General features: G+C 53.7%; 18 protein-coding genes. 11 read left to right on the top strand and 7 right to left on the bottom strand.

Annotated elements, in window-relative coordinates:
- Positions 1-95 precede the first annotated feature (95 nt).
- From MFFC18_RS04035 to MFFC18_RS04010, 6 genes are all read left to right on the top strand, one after another.
- Positions 96-974, top strand: a complete 879-nt coding sequence (locus tag MFFC18_RS04035; protein ID WP_075085088.1) for a lipase family protein — start codon at positions 96-98, stop codon at positions 972-974.
- 3 nt (positions 975-977) lie between these two features.
- Positions 978-1,529: a hypothetical protein gene (locus MFFC18_RS04030; RefSeq protein WP_075085089.1), complete on the top strand. Its 552-nt coding sequence runs from the start codon at positions 978-980 to the stop codon at positions 1,527-1,529.
- Between the two features lie 7 nt (positions 1,530-1,536).
- Positions 1,537-2,154: a futalosine hydrolase gene (gene mqnB / locus MFFC18_RS04025; protein WP_075085321.1), complete on the top strand. Its 618-nt coding sequence runs from the start codon at positions 1,537-1,539 to the stop codon at positions 2,152-2,154.
- A gap of 96 nt (positions 2,155-2,250) precedes the next feature.
- Positions 2,251-3,093: a 1,4-dihydroxy-6-naphthoate synthase gene (locus MFFC18_RS04020; RefSeq protein ID WP_238381289.1), complete on the top strand. Its 843-nt coding sequence runs from the start codon at positions 2,251-2,253 to the stop codon at positions 3,091-3,093.
- Positions 3,086-4,021 (top strand): aldo/keto reductase, encoded by a 936-nt coding sequence (locus MFFC18_RS04015; protein WP_075085090.1) that lies wholly within the window; start codon positions 3,086-3,088, stop codon positions 4,019-4,021. The genes MFFC18_RS04020 and MFFC18_RS04015 overlap by 8 nt, the downstream gene beginning before the upstream one ends.
- A 120-nt stretch (positions 4,022-4,141) precedes the next feature.
- The gene (locus MFFC18_RS04010) at positions 4,142-4,333 is read left to right on the top strand and encodes a hypothetical protein (protein ID WP_148618624.1); all 192 of its coding nucleotides are present in this window, start codon (positions 4,142-4,144) and stop codon (positions 4,331-4,333) included.
- Between the two features lie 9 nt (positions 4,334-4,342).
- Here MFFC18_RS04010 and MFFC18_RS04005 read toward each other — a convergent pair whose 3' ends face one another.
- From MFFC18_RS04005 to ftsH, 3 genes are all read right to left on the bottom strand, one after another.
- Positions 4,343-5,260, bottom strand: coding sequence for a sugar phosphate isomerase/epimerase family protein (locus MFFC18_RS04005; protein ID WP_075085091.1), 918 nt, complete (start codon positions 5,258-5,260; stop codon positions 4,343-4,345).
- 48 nt (positions 5,261-5,308) lie between these two features.
- Positions 5,309-6,571 (bottom strand): PQQ-dependent sugar dehydrogenase, encoded by a 1,263-nt coding sequence (locus tag MFFC18_RS04000; protein ID WP_075085092.1) that lies wholly within the window; start codon positions 6,569-6,571, stop codon positions 5,309-5,311.
- A 221-nt stretch (positions 6,572-6,792) separates the two neighbouring features.
- A complete protein-coding gene (gene ftsH, locus MFFC18_RS03995) occupies positions 6,793-8,850 on the bottom strand; it encodes an ATP-dependent zinc metalloprotease FtsH (RefSeq protein ID WP_075085093.1) in 2,058 nt (685 codons plus the stop codon).
- Between the two features lie 371 nt (positions 8,851-9,221).
- On the opposite strand from ftsH, the gene dxr reads away from it, so the two are divergent.
- The 5 genes from dxr (at position 9,222) to nadC (ending at position 15,474) form a co-directional block, all read left to right on the top strand.
- Entirely contained in the window at positions 9,222-10,379 is a 1,158-nt protein-coding gene (dxr, locus tag MFFC18_RS03990) for a 1-deoxy-D-xylulose-5-phosphate reductoisomerase (RefSeq protein WP_075085094.1), read from the top strand.
- Complete coding sequence (locus MFFC18_RS03985) at positions 10,364-12,481, top strand: site-2 protease family protein (RefSeq protein WP_075085095.1); 2,118 nt, start codon at positions 10,364-10,366, stop codon at positions 12,479-12,481. The genes dxr and MFFC18_RS03985 overlap by 16 nt, the downstream gene beginning before the upstream one ends.
- Before the next feature lie 186 nt (positions 12,482-12,667).
- Positions 12,668-14,080 (top strand): type I glutamate--ammonia ligase, encoded by a 1,413-nt coding sequence (gene glnA / locus MFFC18_RS03980; RefSeq protein WP_075085323.1) that lies wholly within the window; start codon positions 12,668-12,670, stop codon positions 14,078-14,080.
- Positions 14,052-14,534 carry an arsenate reductase ArsC gene (locus MFFC18_RS03975; protein WP_315852538.1) on the top strand — a complete coding sequence of 161 codons (483 nt, stop codon included), beginning with the start codon at positions 14,052-14,054 and terminating at the stop codon, positions 14,532-14,534. Before glnA ends, MFFC18_RS03975 begins: the two co-directional genes overlap by 29 nt.
- Positions 14,521-15,474 carry a carboxylating nicotinate-nucleotide diphosphorylase gene (gene nadC, locus MFFC18_RS03970; protein WP_075085097.1) on the top strand — a complete coding sequence of 318 codons (954 nt, stop codon included), beginning with the start codon at positions 14,521-14,523 and terminating at the stop codon, positions 15,472-15,474. The genes MFFC18_RS03975 and nadC overlap by 14 nt, the downstream gene beginning before the upstream one ends.
- Positions 15,475-15,600: 126 nt before the next feature.
- Here the strand turns inward: nadC and MFFC18_RS03965 are convergent, their stop codons facing one another.
- The 4 genes from MFFC18_RS03965 to MFFC18_RS03950 form a co-directional block, all read right to left on the bottom strand.
- Positions 15,601-16,800, bottom strand: a complete 1,200-nt coding sequence (locus tag MFFC18_RS03965) for an AAA family ATPase (protein ID WP_075085098.1) — start codon at positions 16,798-16,800, stop codon at positions 15,601-15,603.
- 55 nt (positions 16,801-16,855) lie between these two features.
- Positions 16,856-18,556, bottom strand: coding sequence for a type II and III secretion system protein family protein (locus MFFC18_RS03960; protein ID WP_075085099.1), 1,701 nt, complete (start codon positions 18,554-18,556; stop codon positions 16,856-16,858).
- A 166-nt stretch (positions 18,557-18,722) separates the two neighbouring features.
- Entirely contained in the window at positions 18,723-19,718 is a 996-nt protein-coding gene (gene cpaB, locus MFFC18_RS03955) for a Flp pilus assembly protein CpaB (protein ID WP_075085100.1), read from the bottom strand.
- A gap of 346 nt (positions 19,719-20,064) precedes the next feature.
- Complete coding sequence (locus tag MFFC18_RS03950; RefSeq protein WP_075085101.1) at positions 20,065-20,640, bottom strand: A24 family peptidase; 576 nt, start codon at positions 20,638-20,640, stop codon at positions 20,065-20,067.
- Between the last annotated feature and the right edge of the window lie 364 nt (positions 20,641-21,004).

Genomic DNA, 21,004 nt, shown 5'->3' with positions numbered 1-21,004 from the left:
CTTTGCCACCGCCTGACCAAATCGGCACTACCATGCGAGACTGATTTGCTATAATCGCCGCCGAACAGATCGCGGTACTCTTATCTAACTGCAACATGGCAACGGAAACGAAAAAGCAACAGGACAAGGGCCTGCAAAACGTCGGCGACAAATCCGCAGAGGACTTTGTCTTCAAATCAAAGCTCACGGGACCAATTTCGGAGCTTTCCTTTCTCCGCCGGTCGGTGCTGTTTGCGGAAGTCGCCATGATTTCGTATCTCTCGATCGAGGAATGCAATATCGCGGCAGGAAAACTTGGCTTCACAAACGGGAAGTATTTTGACACCGAAGGCGCTCAGGCGTATTGGTTCCACAACGAATGGGACAGCGTTGTGGTCTGCCGCGGTACCGAGCCACACGAATGGGAAGACATCAAAGCGGACGCCAATGCGTTGACTGCGATCGCCGAAACGGTGGGCAAAGTCCATCGCGGATTCAAAGCCGAAGTCGATCGGATCTGGCCCTACATCGAAGAGGCGCTCGAAGAGAACAAAAAACCGCTGTGGTTTTGCGGCCATTCACTGGGCGGCGCCATGGCCAACATCTGTGCGGCTCGCTGCATTCTGTCTTACATCGAAAGCGACCCCGAAGAACTTTACACCTACGGCAGCCCGCGAATCGGATGCAAACGCTACGTTTCGCATGTGGAGCTTCAGCACAATCGTTGGGTCAACAATAACGACATCGTGACGCGTGTTCCTCCCGTTTTCATGGGCTACCGACACAATGGTCAGGAGCAGTACATCGACCGCAACGGACGGCACGTGAAGCTTTCCGGATGGAAACGTGTCAGCGATCGACTGCAGGGATTCTTTCGAGAACTGCGTCGCTTTCGTATCGACTATTTGTCTGACCATTCGGCACTCGACTACATCGATCACATCTTTAACCTTGCCCGGGCGGAAGAAACGAACGGTAGCGGAAAGAAGTCCTGATCCATGATCGATTTCGACATTCATCCGGAATCAGAACAGAATCGATGGGAGTCCCGTTTTCGAAAATCGCATGACGACCGTGTCGTGCTGGCTCGTTTTCTCGCGGCCTGCCTGGTTGGCGTGGCAATCGTGAATGTCGTCCCGGCAGCAATCTACTGGTATCGCTGGAGTTCGATGGACGTTGTCGAACCGTTGCCGCGTTGGATTTATCTACAGATTTTCGCCGCGCTGTTGCACATCGTGTACGCGGTCTTTCTGGTCCAGGTTCCAGATTGGGCTTCGCTGCGAGCGGTTTCGTTTGCGATGTTGGCCATTGCGATGACGTTCGGAATCCTTTCGACGGGTTTGATCGTTGGCGACGGCGGCGGCTTCATTCCGCAGTTCCTTGGCCTTGAATCAGGGCTGGTTCGCCGTGCCGGATTGTGGTGCGTCGCGATGTTGTGCGTGGCGACTTTGGCCAGTTATCTGGGAGGTCGCGAATCGGCAAGATGGCAGCGAGCGGAATCGCTGCTGTTCGGGATGCGTGCTGCGGAACAGAATCGTGGCGGAGAATGAGCCTGCGATGAGTAAGATTCTGCTGTTGGTGCCGACCGAGTTTGAGCTGAACAAGCTTCGTCCGCACCTGAACCATTTGGACAACGAGAACGTGGAAGTCGCCGTTTGCGGTTTCGGGCCGATTGCTGCTGCGGCCAGGACGGCGACACTGATCCAGCAGGTGCAGCCGACGGCGATATTACTAACCGGGATCGCAGGCGCGATTGGCGATTCTCTATCGGTCGGCCAGGCATCTGTTTTCTCTGACGTCTTGATCGATGGCATCGGAGCCGGTTCGGGCGAAGAATTCGAGTCGGCTCAGTCGATGGGTTGGAACTTTTGGGGAACGATCGGGGCGAGGCTTGATTTGGTTGGAGGCAGCGGAGCAGGATCGTTGCTGACCGTTTGCGCGGCTTCCGGGTCGCAGGCTCAAGCAGATTCTCGCTGCGAACGATTTCCCGGCGCGATTGCAGAAGACATGGAGACTTTTGCCGTTGCCTTCGCGGCGGCGGTCGCAAACGTTCCTCTAACGGCGATTCGCGGCATCTCGAACGTGGCTGGCGATCGTGCGAAAGGGAATTGGAAAATCGACGAAGCACTTGTTGCCGCGGCAGCGTTGGTAAACAAGTGGACTTCGGCGGCATAGGCTTCCACATGTGGACGTACTGGAGATGTCCGATAAAGTCATGCAGTGAAATGCGGTCAGATCCTGAAAGCTTACGCACCTCAACCGGACGAAGATTTGAACGACCCAAAAATTAGACTGGCAATCTCCACCTGCCCCAACGACACGTTCGCGTTTCATGCTCTGATGAATCGCCTTGTGGATTGGCGAGGCCTCGATTTTGAAATCCGGTTGCTCGACATCCAACAACTCAATGACGGTCTGTTTGCGGGCTCCTTCGATGTTGCCAAAGCCAGCTTTCACGCGGCTGTGCTGCTGGCCGATTCAATGTGGGTGCTGCCGAGCGGATCGGCACTCGGATTCGGCGTCGGACCACTGCTTCTGTCTGCCCAACCGAATCAAACGCCTGTGATCAAAGTCGATTCGGTTACGCTTTGCCCCGGAACTCACACAACGGCGACCATGCTTTTTCGACTGTTCTACGGCGACGCAAACGTTGAGCAGGAACTGTTTTCAGATATCATGCCGAGGCTGAAAAACCAGACCGCTGACTTTGGCGTTTGTATTCACGAAGGGCGTTTTACCTGGGAAGAAAACGGATTGTCGCTCGTCGAAGACCTTGGCACACGCTGGGAGAACGAAACCGATTCGCCGTTGCCACTTGGAGGGATTCTGGCCAGTAAATCTCTCGATCGTGATACGGTGACGAAAGTCCAGGCGGTGATTCGGGAATCGATTGAGTTTTCAAACGCCAATCCAGACGCGGCGCTACCAACGATGAGAAAGAACGCGGCCGAGTTTGATGACGATGTGCTGATGAAGCATGTGGAGCTGTATGTGAACGACTGGACGGTCGATTTGGGCGAGGTCGGCCGCAAGGCTTTGGCAGTACTTTCGCAGGAAGCTCGCAAGTGCGGGTTGGCGACAACAAAACACGAATTGGAAATCTATGATGAGTGAGACGAAACGCGAAATTGGAAAGTCCGGAATCTTTGTCTCGCCTGTGGCGATGGGATGTTGGCCGATTTCCGGTATGACCAGCCTGAATGTTAACGACGACGATTCTCGAGCCACGGTTCGCGCTGCGATCGATTCTGGCATCAACTTTTTGGATTCGGCATTTTGCTACGGAGCTGATGGAAAAAGTGAACAACTGATCGGAGAAGTCATCGCGGATTGCCGCGACGATGTCGTGATCGCGACCAAGGGAGGGATTCACTGGGATAGCGATATCGTCCGCCACAACGACGCGTCGCCGGATCGAATCGTCAAGGAATGCGAAATCAGTCTTCAGCGAATGAACATCGAAACGATTGACTTGTACTATCTGCATTCGCCAGACCCCAACGTGCCGGTCGAAGAAAGTGCGACGGCGTTCGTGAAGTTGCTGGAGTCCGGAAAGATCCGCAGTGTTGGCGCTTCGAACTTCAAACTTGATGAGCTCAAGCGTTTCAATGAAGTCTGCCCCATCTCTGCCGTGCAGAACCGATACAACATGCTGCAGCGTGGGCTTGAGGATGAAGTGATTCCGTGGTGTTTGGAAAACAATGTCTCAGTGATGAATTACTGGCCTTTGATGAAGGGATTGCTTGCCGGAAAGATCCGTCGCGATTTCAAATTCGATCCAAATGACAAGCGACTGTCCTACGAAGTTTTTCAAGGCGAGAACTTTGAGCGAGCCCAACTGTTGCTGGACAAGCTGGACCTGATTGCGAGTAAGCATGACAAAACGGTGGCTCAGGTTGTCGTGAACTGGTGCATGCATCGCCCGGGAATCACCTCGGTACTCTGCGGTGCCAAACGGCCCTGGCAGATTGAAGATACAGCCGGGGCAATGGGCTGGAGTTTGGATGAAGAGCAGTTGAAGGAATTGAGTTCCGTGATTTGATGAAACGATTTTCCTTACGAACAACGCTGGTCAGCCAATTCGGTTCTGGGCCAAAGGGAAGTCGATGAATTCGTCAGAGACTGGCGGTGGAATAACCGCACGCCAAACATCAAGATCTTTTTGGTCGACCATACCGAGCACACACCACGATGGCTGATCGAATGGGCGCAGTCCGATCCCGAACTGAGGCTTGTGTACAACGGTTACGGCGAAGCGATTTGGCTGCAAGAAGGCGAAGTCTTAAAGCGTCTCAGCGGTTCAGGCATGATGATGCAGGCAGACCTTGCTGAGACAACGAAAGAGACTTTCTAATTCGCGTTGTCACCCGATCAACTCGCGTAGCTGATCCAGATACTTTGGAATTTCCTCGAACGGTTTCTGTTCTTCAAACTCCAACGTCACATAGCCACGATATTTGGCATCTTTGAGGATCTTGATGACACGAGGAATGTCTGCAGGTTGCTTGCCGGCATTGTTGGGTGAAACGGCAACTTTGATCTGGGCGTTGACCGCGTAGGGTGCGATCGTTGCAAGGTCGCGATACGGATCGTCCGTACGGAAATTTCCGCTGTCAAAATTCACGCCGAACCACGGCGAGTCGTCGACTTTATCAATGATCTTGAGCATTTGTTTGGGCGTCGCAGTGATGCCGCCATGGTTTTCCAGTGCCAGAAAAACGCCCTTGGTCGCCGCATATTCGAGGCTCTGATTTATTCCCGCAACGCAACGATCGATTGCGACTTCCTCGGTATCGTCTTTCGATTTATTGCCGGCAAAGATGCGAATCACAGGCGCACCCATCATCGCGGCGTAGTCGATCCAGTCGCGGCACATCGCAAGCTGAGCCTCCCGCGCTTCGCCGTCGGGCAAGCAAAAGTTGTTGCCGATCGCAGTACCCGAAATGTCGATGCCCAGCCGATGAGTCAGTTGCTTGATTGAGGCCAGATACTCGGGCGTCACGTCTTTGGGAAAGTAGTATCCCGTCAGTTCCGCCGCACCCAAGCCTTGCTGTGCGCAATAAGTAATGAATTTCTCCAGCGACATTTTCGCCGCAGCAATTTGCTCAAGCGTTCCGCGACGCGCGTACAGGCTGTTGAAACTGTACGCGGCGAGGCTGAGCTTCATCATCGATGGCTCGGTCCGCACCGGCGGGTCAGCCGCAAAGATGCGGGCTGTGGTCGTACTCAAAAGTGCAGCCGAAGCTGCCGTCGCGGCAAGAAAGTTGCGTCGGTTGTTCATCACGGATCCGAATAATGTCAGTCGTTCATTGAACAGACATCATAACATTCATCTTCGCCGACGCATCGCCATCAATCCGCCAAGGCCCAACAGGATCAATCCGGAGGCCGGTTCTGGAACCGATACCAAACGGAAAATCTCCCCGTCGAGACCGACGATGTACAGGTTGCCGTTTCCGTCTTCGGCGAACGAAGAAATGTTGTTCACGGTTCCAAAATCCGTGCTGATCAGGTCCGTCCAGTTAACAAAGTCACTGAAATTCGTGCCGTCGAAAAGCGTTTCGTCGGTTCCGTCAAGTTTCATCGACCACAGATTGTCCGTCACGAAGTCCGCGAAGAAATAGTGTCCGTCGAGCGCTTCGATCGGTCCGCGATAAACGTAGCCGCCGGTGACCGAGAATCCTTGCAAGTCGCCGCTACCGTGAGAGTAGTCATAGATCGGATCAATTGCGCCGGCCAACGCGCTGCCGACGGTTCCTTCACGGTCACGCCAGCCATAGTTCTGTCCGCTGGTTCCGTTTAGCAACACATTGATTTCTTCGCGGGCATTTTGCCCAACGTCTCCGATCCACAAATCTCCGGTTTGGCGATCAAAACTGCTCCGCCAGGGATTCCGCAAACCGTAGGCGAAAATTTCATCGTCTCCTGTTTGCCCCACGAACGGATTACTATTCGGGATGGCATAATTTCGATTCGCATCGGCGGCAAAGTCGTCTCCATTGACGTCGATCCGCAACATCTTGCCTAACAGGTTGTTGGTAATATCCTGCGAGTTGCCTAGCGGATCGTTGGCACTTCCTCCATCGCCGGTTCCAACATAAAGAAGGTTATCCTGGCCAAATCCCATCCAGCCTCCGTTGTGATTGGAGAACGGTTGGTCGATCGAAAGAATGTTTCTTGCTGAGCTCGTGTCCGCCTGATTCGCGTTGAGTCGAGAATACTCCTGGACTTGCGTGTCACCATTGCTGTTCGTGTAGTTGACGTAGAAAAGTCCGTTGCTGGCATAGTCAGGATGGAACGCCAGACCTAACAGTCCCTGTTCGTTTCCAGTCGTCACACCGTTCGGCAAATCGAGGAACGTGCCAGTCACCGTGTTCGTTGCCAGATCCAGAATTTTGATATCCGCCGAATGTTGCTCGACAACAAACAATCGGTCTGGATCTCCGGGAGCCGAAGTTGCAAAGATTGGACGACTAAGTCCGTCAGCGACGCGTTCGAAATTGATCTCTGAGAAGCCACCGGTTTGCGCCGAAGCGACAGCGGTCGAAATCAAAATCAGGCCAACACAAGTCAAGTTCGAAAGCATCTTCATGGTTTTTTCCAGGCGGTATTCACGGGATGGGTTCGTTTGATCCTATTTGATCGCCAGGTGAATACAATGAGAAAAGCAGCTACGAGCCGCACGCTTATACCGGCATGCGACAAAACCGAGGCGATCCGTTCGGGTGCCAGAACCGCGAATAGCGAAAGGCCGGCAGCATATGGAGCTACCGGCCTTTCGGGTGGAGTTTGATTGCCAAATCGTTCGGCTATCTATTGAGCCGCGTTGAGGTCAGTCCCATGTTCCTCATCGTTCTGATCAGGCTCTGCTTCCGTTTCGGATTTGACGTTGGTCCCTGGAACCAACAGCGGACCTGGAGAGTTTTCATCCATGATGCTCTTCAGTTCCTCCGAATCAACGGACTCGACTTCGATCAATCGTTCGGTAAGTGCGACCAAAGCCTGCTTACGGACCTTGAGCGTATCGCGAACTTTCTCGACCGCCTCTTCGATGATGCGGCTGACCTCCTGATCAATCTCCCGCGCCGTGACTTCGCTATAAAGTTGACCTCCGACCGAACCGCCTGAACCGGCGAGGAACGGACTGCTGCGATCCGGCTGGAAATTGACTCGGCCCAGCGAGCTCATGCCATATCGCGTCACCATACCGCGAGCGATATCAGTGGCTCGTTCCAAATCGTTCGAGGCTCCCGTTGAGATATCTTTATAGACCAACTCTTCAGCCATCGTTCCCGCGACCAGAATCTGCAACTCACTCTCGAGCTCACTCTTGGTCATCAAGTAACGATCCTCGGTTGGACGCTGCATGGTGTAACCGAGCGCTGCCAGACCGCGTGGGATGATTGAGACTTTGTGGACCGGGTTGGTGTTCGGAAGCACATAAGCCACCAACGCGTGTCCGGCTTCGTGGTACGCAACGCGTTGTTTTTCTTCCGTGTTCATCACCCGCTGTTTTTTCTCCAAACCGGCAGTCACACGTTCGACGGCTTCGTTGAAGTTTTCCATCACGACGGAGTTCTGTTCTTTTCGAGCCGCCAACAACGCGGCTTCATTGACCAGATTGGCCAGTTCCGCACCGCCGAACCCGGGGCTGATCGCAGCGACTTTCTTCAAGTCAACATTTGGATCCAGCTTCACGTTCTTGACGTGAACTTTGAGGATTTCTTCGCGTCCGCGAACGTCAGGCCGATCGACCAGAACGTGGCGATCAAAGCGACCTGGACGCATCAACGCCTGGTCGAGTGTTTCAGGGCGGTTGGTTGCCGCCATCACGATCACGCCGCTGTTGGAGGAAAATCCGTCCATCTCAACGAGCAACGCGTTGAGCGTTTGTTCGCGTTCGTCGTGACCGCCGACGGGTTGGCCGCCACGTGTTTTCCCAAGCGCGTCCAGCTCGTCGATGAAAATGATACAGGGAGCCTTGGCTTCAGCCTGTTGAAACATGTCTCGAACACGCGCTGCACCGACGCCGACGAACATTTCCACAAAGTCACTTCCGGAGAGGCTGTAGAATGGAACGTCAGCTTCGCCAGCGATGGCTTTCGCCAGCAGCGTTTTCCCGGTTCCGGGAGGTCCAACGAGCAGCACGCCGCAAGGAATCTTTCCGCCCAGCCGCTGATACTTTTCGGGGGACTTGAGAAAGTCGACGACCTCACGGACTTCTTCGACCGCTTCGTCGATTCCGGCCACGTCAGAAAAGCTGACCCCAAGGTCTTCTTCGGCGTACAGCTTTCCGCGACTACGACCGAACTGCATCGGCCCACCGGCTCCGCCGAGTCGACGGATCATAAAGTAAAACAAGCCCAAGGTCAGAGCCATCAGCAACAGCAAGCCGCCGTACTCTTCGAAGAACGATGGTTTGAGAAATTGCCAGCGAATGTTGCTCGAGGCCAGTTGCTCGTTGATCGACGGCGCCGAATCAGAATCACTTTTCACAACGGTGAAGTTCGTACGCGTTCCGTACGGTTCGCCGTCAATCGATTTGGCTTTCTCGTAGTAAAAGCAGGTTCCCTGAATCTCGGTGTCGCTGATTTTCAGGTCATTGGGCTTTTCAACCACGAACTCTCGCTCGGTTCGGCCCTTTGTTTTGATGGTTATCTTGCCGCTGTATCCGTCTTCGAGCTCTTCGGAAAAGCTGTCGACATATTTCGTTTCAGCAACCAGAGCTTCGAATTGACTGAACGTGAGCGTCTTTCGATTCTGCGAAAGAACCAGAAACAGGCATACGGCGAGGGAAGCGACGATGATCAGTGCAAACCACGTCGTCGAGCTATTTTTGGGTTCGGAAGGTCGTTTTGAGTTTTGATCCATGTTCTCGTTTTGCCCGTAGGTAAGTGCTCCAGAATGGCGGCAACAGCACGAAGCGGTCACCAAGCCCTGAACAAAGGATGCAGATCCCGCGCCAGTCAGAGTGGACTCAATGGTATCGCTCTGCGAAATGCAGTAAAGCGTCACCGCGCCGCGATAGCGTTATGCTTCACGAAACCGCGACAAATAACCCTCATGAAACGTTCATCTTGTGGAGATTCCACCGTTTCGTAAAATTTCCTGCTCTCTCAGAAGCCAGTTTGCCGCCAGCGAGCGATGCTTTTTCCCAACAGAGTTTCGGAGGACTTTGTTGATATATTGAAACACGTTGCCTCGACGCAACATAAATCCCGCCCCAACCACCGGCTTGCTGAATGACCCAACCGAAACGAATCAGCATTCTTGGCGTCACAGGCAGCATCGGCCAAAGCACGCTGGACGTTGTGCGGCAGACTGACGGGATGTCGGTTTTCGCGATGTCCGGGCATTCGGCGCTGGAGTCGCTCGTGGAAGCCGCGAAAGAGTTTCAGCCGAAATTCGTCGTAGCGACCAGCCAATCCGCGGCCGACGGTTTTGACTTCGGAGATCTGCCGGCAGGGACCGAGCTTCTTGTCGGTTCTCACCACATCGCCCAGATCGCGTCTGCTCCGGAAGTCGACGTCGTCGTGGCGGCGATCGTGGGAATCGCGGGGCTGCCAGGCACGATGGCAGCAGTAGAAGCTGGCAAAACCGTGGCTCTCGCGAACAAGGAGTCGCTGGTCGTCGCGGGCTCCCTGATCACGGCGATGGCGGCCAGCAGCGGCAGCCGAATCCTGCCCGTAGACAGCGAACACAGTGCCGTTTTTCAGGCTTTACAGTCCGGTCAGCCGAACGAGGTGTCCCGAATCGTGCTGACGGCCAGCGGCGGGCCGTTCCGGGATTTTTCGGATTCTGAGTTGAAAACTGTCACCGTTGAGCAAGCATTGGCGCATCCGACATGGCAGATGGGTGATAAAATATCGGTCGATTCGGCGACCATGATGAACAAGGCGCTGGAAGTCATCGAAGCCAGGTGGCTATTTGATTTGCCGGCTGCCAAAATCGAAGTCGTGGTGCACCCTCAATCGATCGTGCACTCGATGGTTGAATTCGTCGACCATTCGACGGTTGCTCAGCTGAGTCCGCCGGATATGCGGTTGCCGATTCAGTACGCGTTGACATGGCCCGACCGAATCGCGGGAGTCAGTCCGCCGCTGGATTTGAGTCGACCGCAGACGCTGGAGTTTATACCGCCGGACACGGACCGGTTTCCGGCTTTGAAACTGGGATTTGATGTCGCGGCCAGAGGTGGGACGTCGGGAGCTGTTTTGAATGCAGCGAACGAATCTGCCGTGGCTGCGTTTTTAAAAAGAGAACTTTCGTTCACTGACATTGCGATCGCGTGTCAGGAAATTTTGGAACAACACGATTTTATCGCGGATCCGAATCTGGAGCAGCTTATGGCTTGCGACCAGTGGGCTCGCCAGGAGTTAGCTAAGTGGATTTCAGTCTGATCGTACTCGCTGCCGACGACGTAAGTTATTGGTTGCAGCTTTCAACCTGGTGGGCGATCGCTCAAGTCGTTCTGGGCCTCGGGTTCGTGATCTTCGTTCACGAACTGGGACACTTCCTGGTGGCCAAAGCATGCGGCGTGAAGTGCGAAAAATTCTATGTCGGCTTTGACGTTCCAATCAAAATTTTTGGTCGCCAGATTTTGCCAGCCGCGCTGTTTCGCAAACAGATTGGCGAAACGGAATACGGCATCGGCATGGTTCCGTTCGGCGGATACGTAAAGATGCTGGGGCAGGACGATAACCCGGGCAACATCGAGCGCGAAATCCAACGTTCTCGCGGCGACGATGGCCAGGCCGAAAGCGCTGGGTACGTCGACCGCAATGAGCTTGACCCAAGAAGCTATCGCGCCAAAACAGTTCCACAGCGAATGGCGATCATTTCTGCGGGCGTTATCTTCAACTTGATCTTTGCCATTCTGTTCGCAGCGTTGGCGTTCAAGTTTGGCGTGGACTACGATCCTGCATCGATTGGCTCGGTCGTCGGCGGCGGACCGGCCTGGGAACAAAACCTGGCTGGATCGGAACTCACACGGGTCGGCGATGAACCGGTGAAGAAAGATCGCTATTTCACTTGGGGCGACATGGCTCAAGAGATCATCTTCTCGGCTGACGAGGGCCCCGTTGAATTCGATCTCAAGCGTGACGGAGCTGACGAAGCGACGACGGTTGCCGTTACTGCTCGCAAAGGGATGCGACGCGACATGCCCGACCTTCCACTGCTGGGGCTGGGACCGCAGATGATCGCGGAAGTCGGTTCCGACGATGCAATTCCGGGCAATCCCGCGATGAACGCGAGTCCGCCGCTGAAAAAGGGCGATGTGATCCTTGAAATCAACGGCACGAAAATTGATCGCGTCGCAATGCTTCGCCAGCAAATGTACGTCAACGCTTCCGAACCGGTTGAGTTGCTTGTTGAGCGAACGACGGGTGAAAAGGAAAGCGAAACCAAAGACCAGATCAAAGTTTCGATCGACCACAATCCGGCTCGTGAAATTGGATTCGGAATCGAGTGGGGAACCGTTGCCGCGATCCAAACAGGTTCGCCGGCGGATGGAGTTTTTGAGAAAGGCGACGAGATTCTCTCTGTCGTTGGCTTGGAAGATATCGGCCCGCTGACGTTCGATTTTGAAATGAGCCGTCATCTTGCCGAAGGTGGTGGCGAGCTTGAGTTTTTGATCAAGAGGGCAGGGCAGGAGACATCGGTGAAGGTGACTCCGGTTCCCTCGAAGTCGATGTCCAGCGTTGGATCGATCGGCGTGCTGGCTATCGATTCAATCGGCATCGCGGTCAAAGTATCCGATCGCGTTGGCAACATTGATCCGACCAGCAAACTGGCTCAATCAGGAATCAAATCGGGCGATCAAATCGTCAAGGTGACTTACCTTCTCTCCGAAGCGGACCAAAAAGAAAAATGGTTTGAGAAGATGCACGAGAAGGAAGTGGAGCTGGAAGACACCAGCTTTGCCGAGATCTTTGAGATGGTCCAGAAACTGCCGGCTGGCACTGAGTTCGCGATCGATTTCAAAAGTGGTGAAACGATCAAATCGGTCACGATCAAGTCAACGAAATCCGATCGTCACTACCTGGCGATGCGAGGGTTTTCGCTAACCGGATTGCAATGGCACTACCAGTCACCAACCTGGTCGGACGCGTTCAGCAACGGAGCCAAGCAGGTTAGAAATGATGCCAGCCGAGTATGGCGGTTCCTGAAGAAACTGGTTACCGGAAAGCTGTCGGTCACCAACATGGGCGGACCGGGGATGATTGCCGTGGCGGCGACGTCAGAGGCATCCCAGGGCACCAGTCGACTGTTGCTTTTCCTGACATTGCTCAGCGCTAACCTCGCGATCGTGAACTTCCTTCCGATTCCGGTTCTCGACGGCGGTCACATGATGTTCCTTGCGTACGAGGGACTGTTTCGACGACCGGTCACCGAGAAAGTGGAAATCCTGCTGACCTACGGTGGCCTGTTCTTCATCCTTGGCCTGATGATTTTCGTGACCGTGATGGATGTCGGGCGGATCTCGAAGTTTTTCTTCTAACAGGTTGATTCGTTAGCCTCGGTCCGCGGCCTGTGAGTGGACGAGGCGACCAATTCAGCTTTTTCGTCCTGTTTTTTACGACTTTGCTGCGGCCTTTCATTCGGTACGGCAAGTTTACAGTTTACCGCTGGCTGGGTATCTTCACGGTTTCCAATCGATGCAGTTCTGACGTGCCCGGAGTTTCGTTTGACACCCAAAGAAGTACTTGCTTACTGCCGTGAGAACAATGTTGGCGCCGTCGATTTGCGATTCACGGACTTCCTCGGCCAGTGGGCTCACACGACCGTGCCGGTGTCCATGTTTGGCGAAGCGGTTTTCGAAAAAGGCATCGGCTTCGACGGTTCAAGCGTTCAAGGATGGCAACGTATCGACGAAAGCGACATGCTGTTGCTGCCTCAGCCTGACACTTGCTTTCTGGATCCATTCACCGAACTGCCAACGCTGAACATCATCTGCAACGTCGTCGACCCGATCACGTTTGAAGACTACAGCCGCGATCCAAGATTCATCGCTCGCAAAGCCGTCAACTATTTGAAAGGCTCCGGCGTTGCCGACCGCGCGTGGTTCGGACCGGAAGCTGAGTTTTTCATTTTCGACAACATCCAGTTCGACCAGACCCGCAATGCTGCGTGGTACCACATCGACAGCGACGAAGGCCCCTGGAATCGTGGCACCGATCTTGGCCCGAACTCTGGTTACCGTCCGCGGTATCAGCGAGGATACCTTGCCAGTGCACCGGTCGACAAACTGATGGACGTCCGCAACGAAATGATGCAGACGATGATCGACTGCGGTTTGACGGTCGAGTGCCAGCACCATGAAGTTGGCTCTGCTGGCCAATCGGAAATCGACTTGAGGTATGACGAGCTTGTTCGCGCCGCGGACAACATCATGACTTATAAGTACATCGTGAAAAACGTTGCCGCGCGACATGGAAAGTCGGCCACGTTCATGCCCAAACCGCTGCTCGACGAGGCAGGTTCCGGCATGCACACAAATCTATCGCTATGGAAAGAAGACGAACCCATTTTCGCCGGTGACGCGTACGCCGGGCTGAGCCAAACGGCGATGTATGCGATCGGTGGGATTCTGAAACATGCTGCTGCACTGCTGGCATTCACCAATCCAACCACCAACAGCTACAAGCGATTGATTCCAGGATTTGAAGCACCGATCAACCTGGCTTACTCGCAGCGAAACCGTTCGGCGGCGTGCCGCATTCCGGTTTACAGCACCGATCCGGCGACGAAACGCGTCGAGTTCCGCTGTCCCGATGCGGGTGGCAATCCATACCTTTCGTTTTCCGCAATTCTGATGGCGGCTTTGGATGGAATCGAAAACAAAGTCGATCCGGGCCAACCGCTGGACAAAGATATTTACGATTTGCCGCCGGAGGAACTGAAAGATGTTCCGCGAACTCCAGGGTCGCTCGCCGAAGCGCTCGCGGCTCTCGAATTCGATCACGAGTTTTTGCTTCGCGGCGACGTGTTTACGCGCGACGTCGTGCAGCACTGGATTGCGCACAAGCGTGACCAGGAAGTAGAATCCATGCGCCGTCGACCACATCCATTTGAATTTTGTCTTTACTACGACATCTAGGAAAAGAGCATTGTCCGAGAACAAGAAAAGAGTCCTCATCCTGTGCACAGGGAATTCCTGTCGCTCCCAAATGGCTGAAGTGATCTGGAACGACCTTGGCGAAGGACGCTGGGAAGCGTTTTCTGCTGGTTCCGATCCGTCGGGCTACGTCCATCCGATGGCGATTGAACTGCTGAAGGAATTCGAGCTGCCAACCGAAGGCTTGACCAGTAAATCGATCACCGAGTTTGATGGTCAGGAGTTTGACCTGGTCGTGACGGTTTGCGACAACGCAAAAACCGCCTGTCCGGTTTTTCCGGGCGCGAGCCGCGTCTTGCATTGGCCGTTCGAAGACCCGAACGACGCCGAAGGTAGCGATGAAGACAAGATGAAAGTTTTTCGCAGCGTTGCAGACCTGATCCGCGGTCGCATCGGCGCCTATCTGGCAAAACTGAAAGACGATGATTGTGTCTGAGCTATCGAAGGAAACGATTGAAGATGCGTTGAAGCTGATCGAGTCCTCGTTGACGGAGGACACCGGTTCGTCTGATCTGGAAACCGGCATCGACTGCACGACCGACTCAATTGTGCCTCACGATTCAAAGGCGTCGGCGGCGTTTGTCAGTCGTGAGTCTGGCGTTGTTTGCGGCGTCGAGGTCGCGAAACTGGTCGCTGAAAAATTTGCACCGCGCGTTGAGCTGGTCGTCTCTGTTGCTGACGGTGACGTCGTGGAGCCGAAACAGACCATTGCAACGATGAAGGGCCCGGCCCACGACATCCTGACGATTGAACGTACTTGCTTGAACTTCATGTGCCGGCTTTCCGGAATCAGCACGCTGACCCATTCATTCGTGGACCGCGTCGCGGGAACGAAGGCTCAGGTTTTGGATACACGCAAGACGACACCCGGATGGCGACGACTCGAGAAGTACGCTGTCGCGTGCGGAGGCGGGACGAACCATCGCATGGGACTGTACGATGCCGTCATGTTGAAAGACAACCATCTGGCGTTCTTTCGGTCTCAGGTTGAAAACGATATCGACGTGATCCCTCAAGCACTTTCGCAGTCGAGGAAGTGGATTTTGGATAACGCATCACGACTGCCCAATGGCGACAATACAATTCTTCAATTGGAAGTCGACACGATTGAACAGTTTAAGATCGCGATCGCGGCATCCAATTCGACACAGCCCGACATCGTGCTGTTGGACAACATGTCGACCGAGCAACTGGCGACTGCAGTGAAAATTCGCGACGAACGTTGCCCGAACGTCCTGTTGGAAGCCAGCGGCGGCGTGAATCTTGACACGATTTCCGGCATTGCGGCAACGGGAGTGGATCGAATTAGTGTAGGAGCGTTGACGCATTCGGCACTCAATTTCGATATCGGCCTCGACTGGATCAGCCGCGGCTAGAGCTAGAGTCATGATCGTGAGAGCAACCTGAAACAGAAACACCGCGAGAGTGGAAGTGTCGATCGCGCAAAAAAACCCTGCTCAGCGAGCAGGGCTTCGGGTTGCGGGATAGGTTGTGGCGGCAGGCTACTTCGAAAGGAAGTTCAGCCAGCCTTTCTTTTCTTTCGCGTCATCATCAAGGGCGACGGATGAGGAGGAATCTCCTGAAAGCCGGTCGCCGAGTTCCGTGATCTGCTGGGTGATTGCAGCTTTGGGAGCCTGTTCCAGCAATGGGATTCCGTTGTTTCTACATTCCGAGATGACGGCATAGTTGTTCGAGATACGTGCGTAAATTTCTCCACCGATCGTCTTCTCTGCCTTCTCAAGGCTAATCTGGCTCTTCTCAAGACCGGCGCGATTGACGACAACTTTGACGCGTTCAGAAACGCCTTCGTATCGTTCAAACGACGCCAACAAACGCACAACGTTTCGCAGACATGGCAAATCAAGCTGCGTCAAAAGCATGACGTAGGTCGATGCTTCGAGAGCGACCATGTCCAGGCGATTGTATGACTTGGACAAGTCCACAATGACGTGTGAGAAAGACGCCTTCAACAAACCAAGAACTTTTCGCAGATCGTCTTCTGAGATCGAAGCATTGTCTTCGATTTGAACAGGGCGCGGCAACAGATAAACGCCCGACTGGTGTTTTGTCAACGATTTTCGAAGTAATGCGAGGTCGAGCCGAGCGATATTCTGGGCGACATCCAGCAGCGTGTACTCCGCCATCAAATCCAGAAAGATATCGGCATCTCCCAAAGCCAGGTCGAGGTCGACAAGGACGACGCTTCGTTCAGGATTCTGAGCTAGCGAAACGGCCATGTTGACCGCAATCGAAGTCGCTCCAACTCCGCCCGACGCACCAGCGACCGGGATGATGACTCCGCTTTTTGAACGTTGACCGCTGCCGGAACCGTTTGAGGAAACGCGATCCAAGGCGCCCATCAGCTCGTCCAGTTGCACGGGAGAGTTCAAAAACTCTCGTGCTCCGCTACGCATCGCTCGCAGAATCAGCTGACCGTCGGTCACTGAACTGACAACGATCACGCCGCAAGTTGGATGCTCCTGGCTGATGTCTGCGACCAGCGACAGGGCTCTCTCTGTGTCTCCGTCAATGGCGATGATGGCGACATCGGGTGTCGTCTCGCCTACGATCTCTCGAAAGAACTCATAGCGGGAGCAGTCCGCTTCGAGCCAAACTTTGTCCATTCCGATAAGGAACTTCTTGAGGTTCTCTCTCGATGTTTCGTCAGGATCACAAATTGAAATTCGCAGTGTACCGCTCATTTCGATTCCGTTTCAACAAGTTTCAGTCACAGTGTTCTGGCAAAATTGCCAACAGCTATTGTCCGTTAGCTCCAGGCCACATGAATCCACCACCAGATTGAGAATTCCCTTCTTCTCGTTTCGGAATACTGATCCCGATTCTTTGGAGAAGAGTTTTCTTTTTCGCAGCGGAGGCTTTCTGTTCGAGATCCCTGTTAAAGGAAACCGGTTGAACAGGATTTGCATTCGTTGGTTGGGTCTGCCCGAAGTTCGGTGACTGGCTCTGGAACGAAGGCGTTTGAGGGGCAACCGCACCGTTTCCAATGCCAGGATAGCCAGCTGGCATCGCCTGTCCGTTGTTTCCGGGATTGACTCCGTAACCCTGACTCATGTTTCCGTTCATCGATTGGCGGCTGTATGAAGGCGGGATTGGGCAATCGTCAGTACAGCGTGGCACTTCGAGGTAGCCATCAACCATTAGCTGACGCGAAGTCGGAGCCGTAGTCATCTGGCCAGGGCCAAGCTGAGGAGCCGATGCAGGATCGACGTCGCTGATGAAGCGTGGCGTGATCAGGAAGACCAACTCAGTTTCGTTTTCTGTATCTTCAACGGTACGGAAGATTGGTCCGAACACAGGGCTGTGCATCAAACCGGGGATTCCACGTTTGGTTGCGGCGTGATCCTCGCGGTAGTCACCGGCGAGAGCCAACGTGTGGCCGGCTTTCATTTTCACGCCAGTGTTAACGCGGCGGACACGAAAACCGGGAGTACCATCGGCAGATGCGAGGTCGTCAGCGACTTCTGAGACTTCAGCACGAACTTCAAGAGTCAGTTCGCCGTTGCCGTGAACGATCGGAACCATGTCAAGCTTGGTACCAAAGGCACGGAACTCAACCGTCGAGGTACCCAAGCCAGCAGGGATCAGAATTGGGATCTCTCCACCAGACAGGAACTCAGCAGGGCGACCGTTCTGGGCAACCAGAATTGGCTGGTCCAAAAGTTTCGCAATACTGTGTCGCTCAAGCGTTTGAATAAATGTATCGAATTGTGTGCCGCCGTCATCGACGACTCCGAAGCTAAGCGTGTTTTCGCCCGCTGTAACACCGCTGTTTCGGTTGACGGCCTGGATGATTTGAGAAACACTCGAAACAATTGAGAACTCAGGATCGATGTACGACCAGTCGATTCCCAATTGACGAAGCTTCGTTCTCGATACTTCGTAGATTTTGACTTTGATCGCAATATTCTGGTTACCGTTAACCTGAAGCTGGTTTACGACGTTGGTCGGAAAGAAATCACGAGCCGTTGCCATGATGTTGGCGACCTGATCGGCACGGGCAACATGCCCGGCAAGGATAACACCGGTCTGCAACGGGTGAACTTTGATTTGCGAGTCCGGGAAGTAGTTGCGGAAAGCCATCTCCAGCTTTCGCGTATCGACTTTGACTTCCACGTTGATCATCTGCAGATTCTTGTCTGCATCGCTGACCGTCAGAGTTGAGACTCCAGGCTTGAGTCCCGTGATCAGGATCTCGTTAGGCGAAACCGGAGTTGCCTGAACGATTTCCGGATTCTCGACAACGAGTTCGGGAATGTCGTACTTGAACTTGAGCCGTCTGGCCGCACCAGCGATCAATTCAAGCTGGTCGACTGAGTCATCGACCTTAAATCGCTGTCCCAGATTGGCTTGAGCTGAAACCGAAGCTTCAGAGCAGGCAATCGTCGCCAGAGCAACAAGAAGAGCACAAAACAGGTTGCAATTCAGATGCTTGATCATCCGTGAGATCCCCGTGGTTGAGCCACATTGATAAGTGGCCAATGGTTCGAGTACGCTGCCAAATCCATTCGGCAGCCCGAATTACCACGTCAAAAGCAGTAAACTCGGGTAAAGTGCACGTGACCGTTGTAAACAACACGACACGTGCACCTGGTGTAATTCGACCCTACTCACCCCGATATTGATCTTCTTCGATGCCGTTGGGAAGCTCAGCGGAACCGTCAAATCCTTCGTAGTCTACCGGGGGCAACCCTCTTGCCCCGCTTGGCATGCCTACGGGAGGCCCCATACTGCCACGACTGCCCTGAACCTCTATTTGGTTGCCGTCGTCGTCAAAGTAGGAAATCTGAACCGTGCCTTGAGAGTAAACCTTCACTTGGCGAAGCTTGCTTTTGTCAAACTTGGGTGCCGCTTTTGGCAGCGTGAAGTCAAAACTGGGCATGCTCGCAGGAGTTGCTTCCGGCTCTTCCTCGTCCATTGGGAAATCCGGGTCTTCCTCGGAAGCCGCGACATTGTCACCGATCATCGCCAAACGAATCTCGCCGTTCTTCTTGGCCCAAACGATCTTCTCAGACTGACTTTCGGTTACCAGAACGCCAACGATCCCGCTGGCACTTCCGTTCTTCTTCGAATCCTGAGCCGAAGTGCTGGCACCGATATTGAAGACGCGGATCCCTTTGAGGAAAGTCTTGGTTTCTGATTTCTGCTCTCCACCACGACGCATATTGAAAATGCCGATGATGTCAACGCGATCGCCAGGTCGAAGCAATCCGCCCAGCAAATCTTCTGGCGGAACCTTGATGTTGATCACTTTATGATTTGGAGGAATCGCCAAGCCAGGGATTTCGTTACGATTGAAAACGTCGTCCAGGATGATCGCCTGTCCGGTACGCAAACGCGTCGTAATGAACTTGCTTTTGACTTCCGCAAAGTCCGTTGCCGCACCTTCGGGAATCAGGTTGGTTGGCCAGTTTTCGAGGCTCACATTTTCTTCAGTGAGTTCTGCTTTGTGGTCAAGGTGAGCGCTGGCAACGAGTACCGGGCCCATTGGAATTTTTTCAGCGACGTCGCCACTGTTACCCATTGCCTGAATGATTCCGATTGCGGATACCAAACCACACAGGAGTGCGATGGCGATAAGTACGAGCTGTTTTGATTTCATCTTGATTCCTCAGGATTTCCGGAGATTGCCTTTTGATGTAATTGAGCATCCATCCTGTTTGCAACTTTTCCGTCCTGGATCCGCCGAAACTGTAAGTCAGCTTGCTAGCGGGGGGTTTGATAGCTTTTCTAGTTGTCATGATTTTCGGCTGTTTGTCCGCTGCCTAATCAGCGAACGTCGAACAGCTTGTAAATCCCTAAACGCCGGACTATCCGGCAATTTCTATTGAGCACCGGAATATCCGGCGAACGTTTTTGCCCGCGCCGACGACCCTTGTCAGGTCATCGGCATTGAGCGTGTCTTTTCATCGGCAGCTGTGGGTCTGCGACTATCGGATCTGCGAAGATCAGACAAGCATTCGTTCCCAGGCAAGGTAGATAACTGTTCCAATTGCCATAGGAATGCCGTAAGGCAGCAAACGCATTGTGCTTTTTCTCTCAGCAGCGATCTCGCTGAGTTTCTCTGGATCCTGAACGGTCGTGATCTCATTGATCAAATACCAGAACTGGTCGTAGTGTTTCTTTGCTTCGCCTGACATCAGAATCATGATGACGGCAATGACGCCACCAACTGCTGCTCCGATACAGAACGACATGAATACGATGGTGACATGAACCCATGCTCCGATCGCAGCCATCATTTTGACGTCGCCGGCTCCCATTCCTCCGATAGAGTAAAATGGAAGCAGCGTCAGTCCGCCGACGATCGTGCCAATCAGGCTCCACATCAGGCCGTAGTACCAGCCCTCTCCAGCCATGCCGTAAGCAATGCTGCTGTAGATCCAGCCAGCGAAGATCATCGGGAATGTTAGTTTGTTGGGAACACGAAGTTCCTTTCCGTCGATGTAAGCTGCGACGACAGCAAAAATGGCGACAACCCAGTAAACCCAGTTGTCTGCCATGGTGGCAAATATCTCGCTCATGTTGTTCTCCTAAACCTTGTCGATGCAACTGTTTCCAGTCGACTCTCTTGTCTGTTTCGTTTGACTGAGCGGCGTCAATTCTGTTTTCCCGGGGCAGGGTAAACGTGTTCGTATTTTTGTTTTGTGCCAGATGGGTGGTCTAGCCGCGTAACGTAAGAACGTAGCTCGCGAATACCGCGATGATCGTGAAAAAACAGCAGATCATTGCAAATCCCTGCTGACAGATATCTGGCGAGATTGAGTATGGCATGATCGTGTCCTTCCGGAATCATCCGGTGTTAAAGCAGAAAACGCCCACGCCGGACGAATCCGGGTGAGCGATGATCTGTGGCATAAATGCTTCGCCGAAGCGAAGCCAGCCAAG

The sequence above is a fragment of the Mariniblastus fucicola genome, assembly GCF_008087665.1.
Classification (GTDB): Bacteria; Planctomycetota; Planctomycetia; order Pirellulales; family Pirellulaceae; genus Mariniblastus; species Mariniblastus fucicola.
Note: the sequence above shows the minus strand (reverse complement) of the source record. Positions and strands in the feature narration are given on the sequence as shown.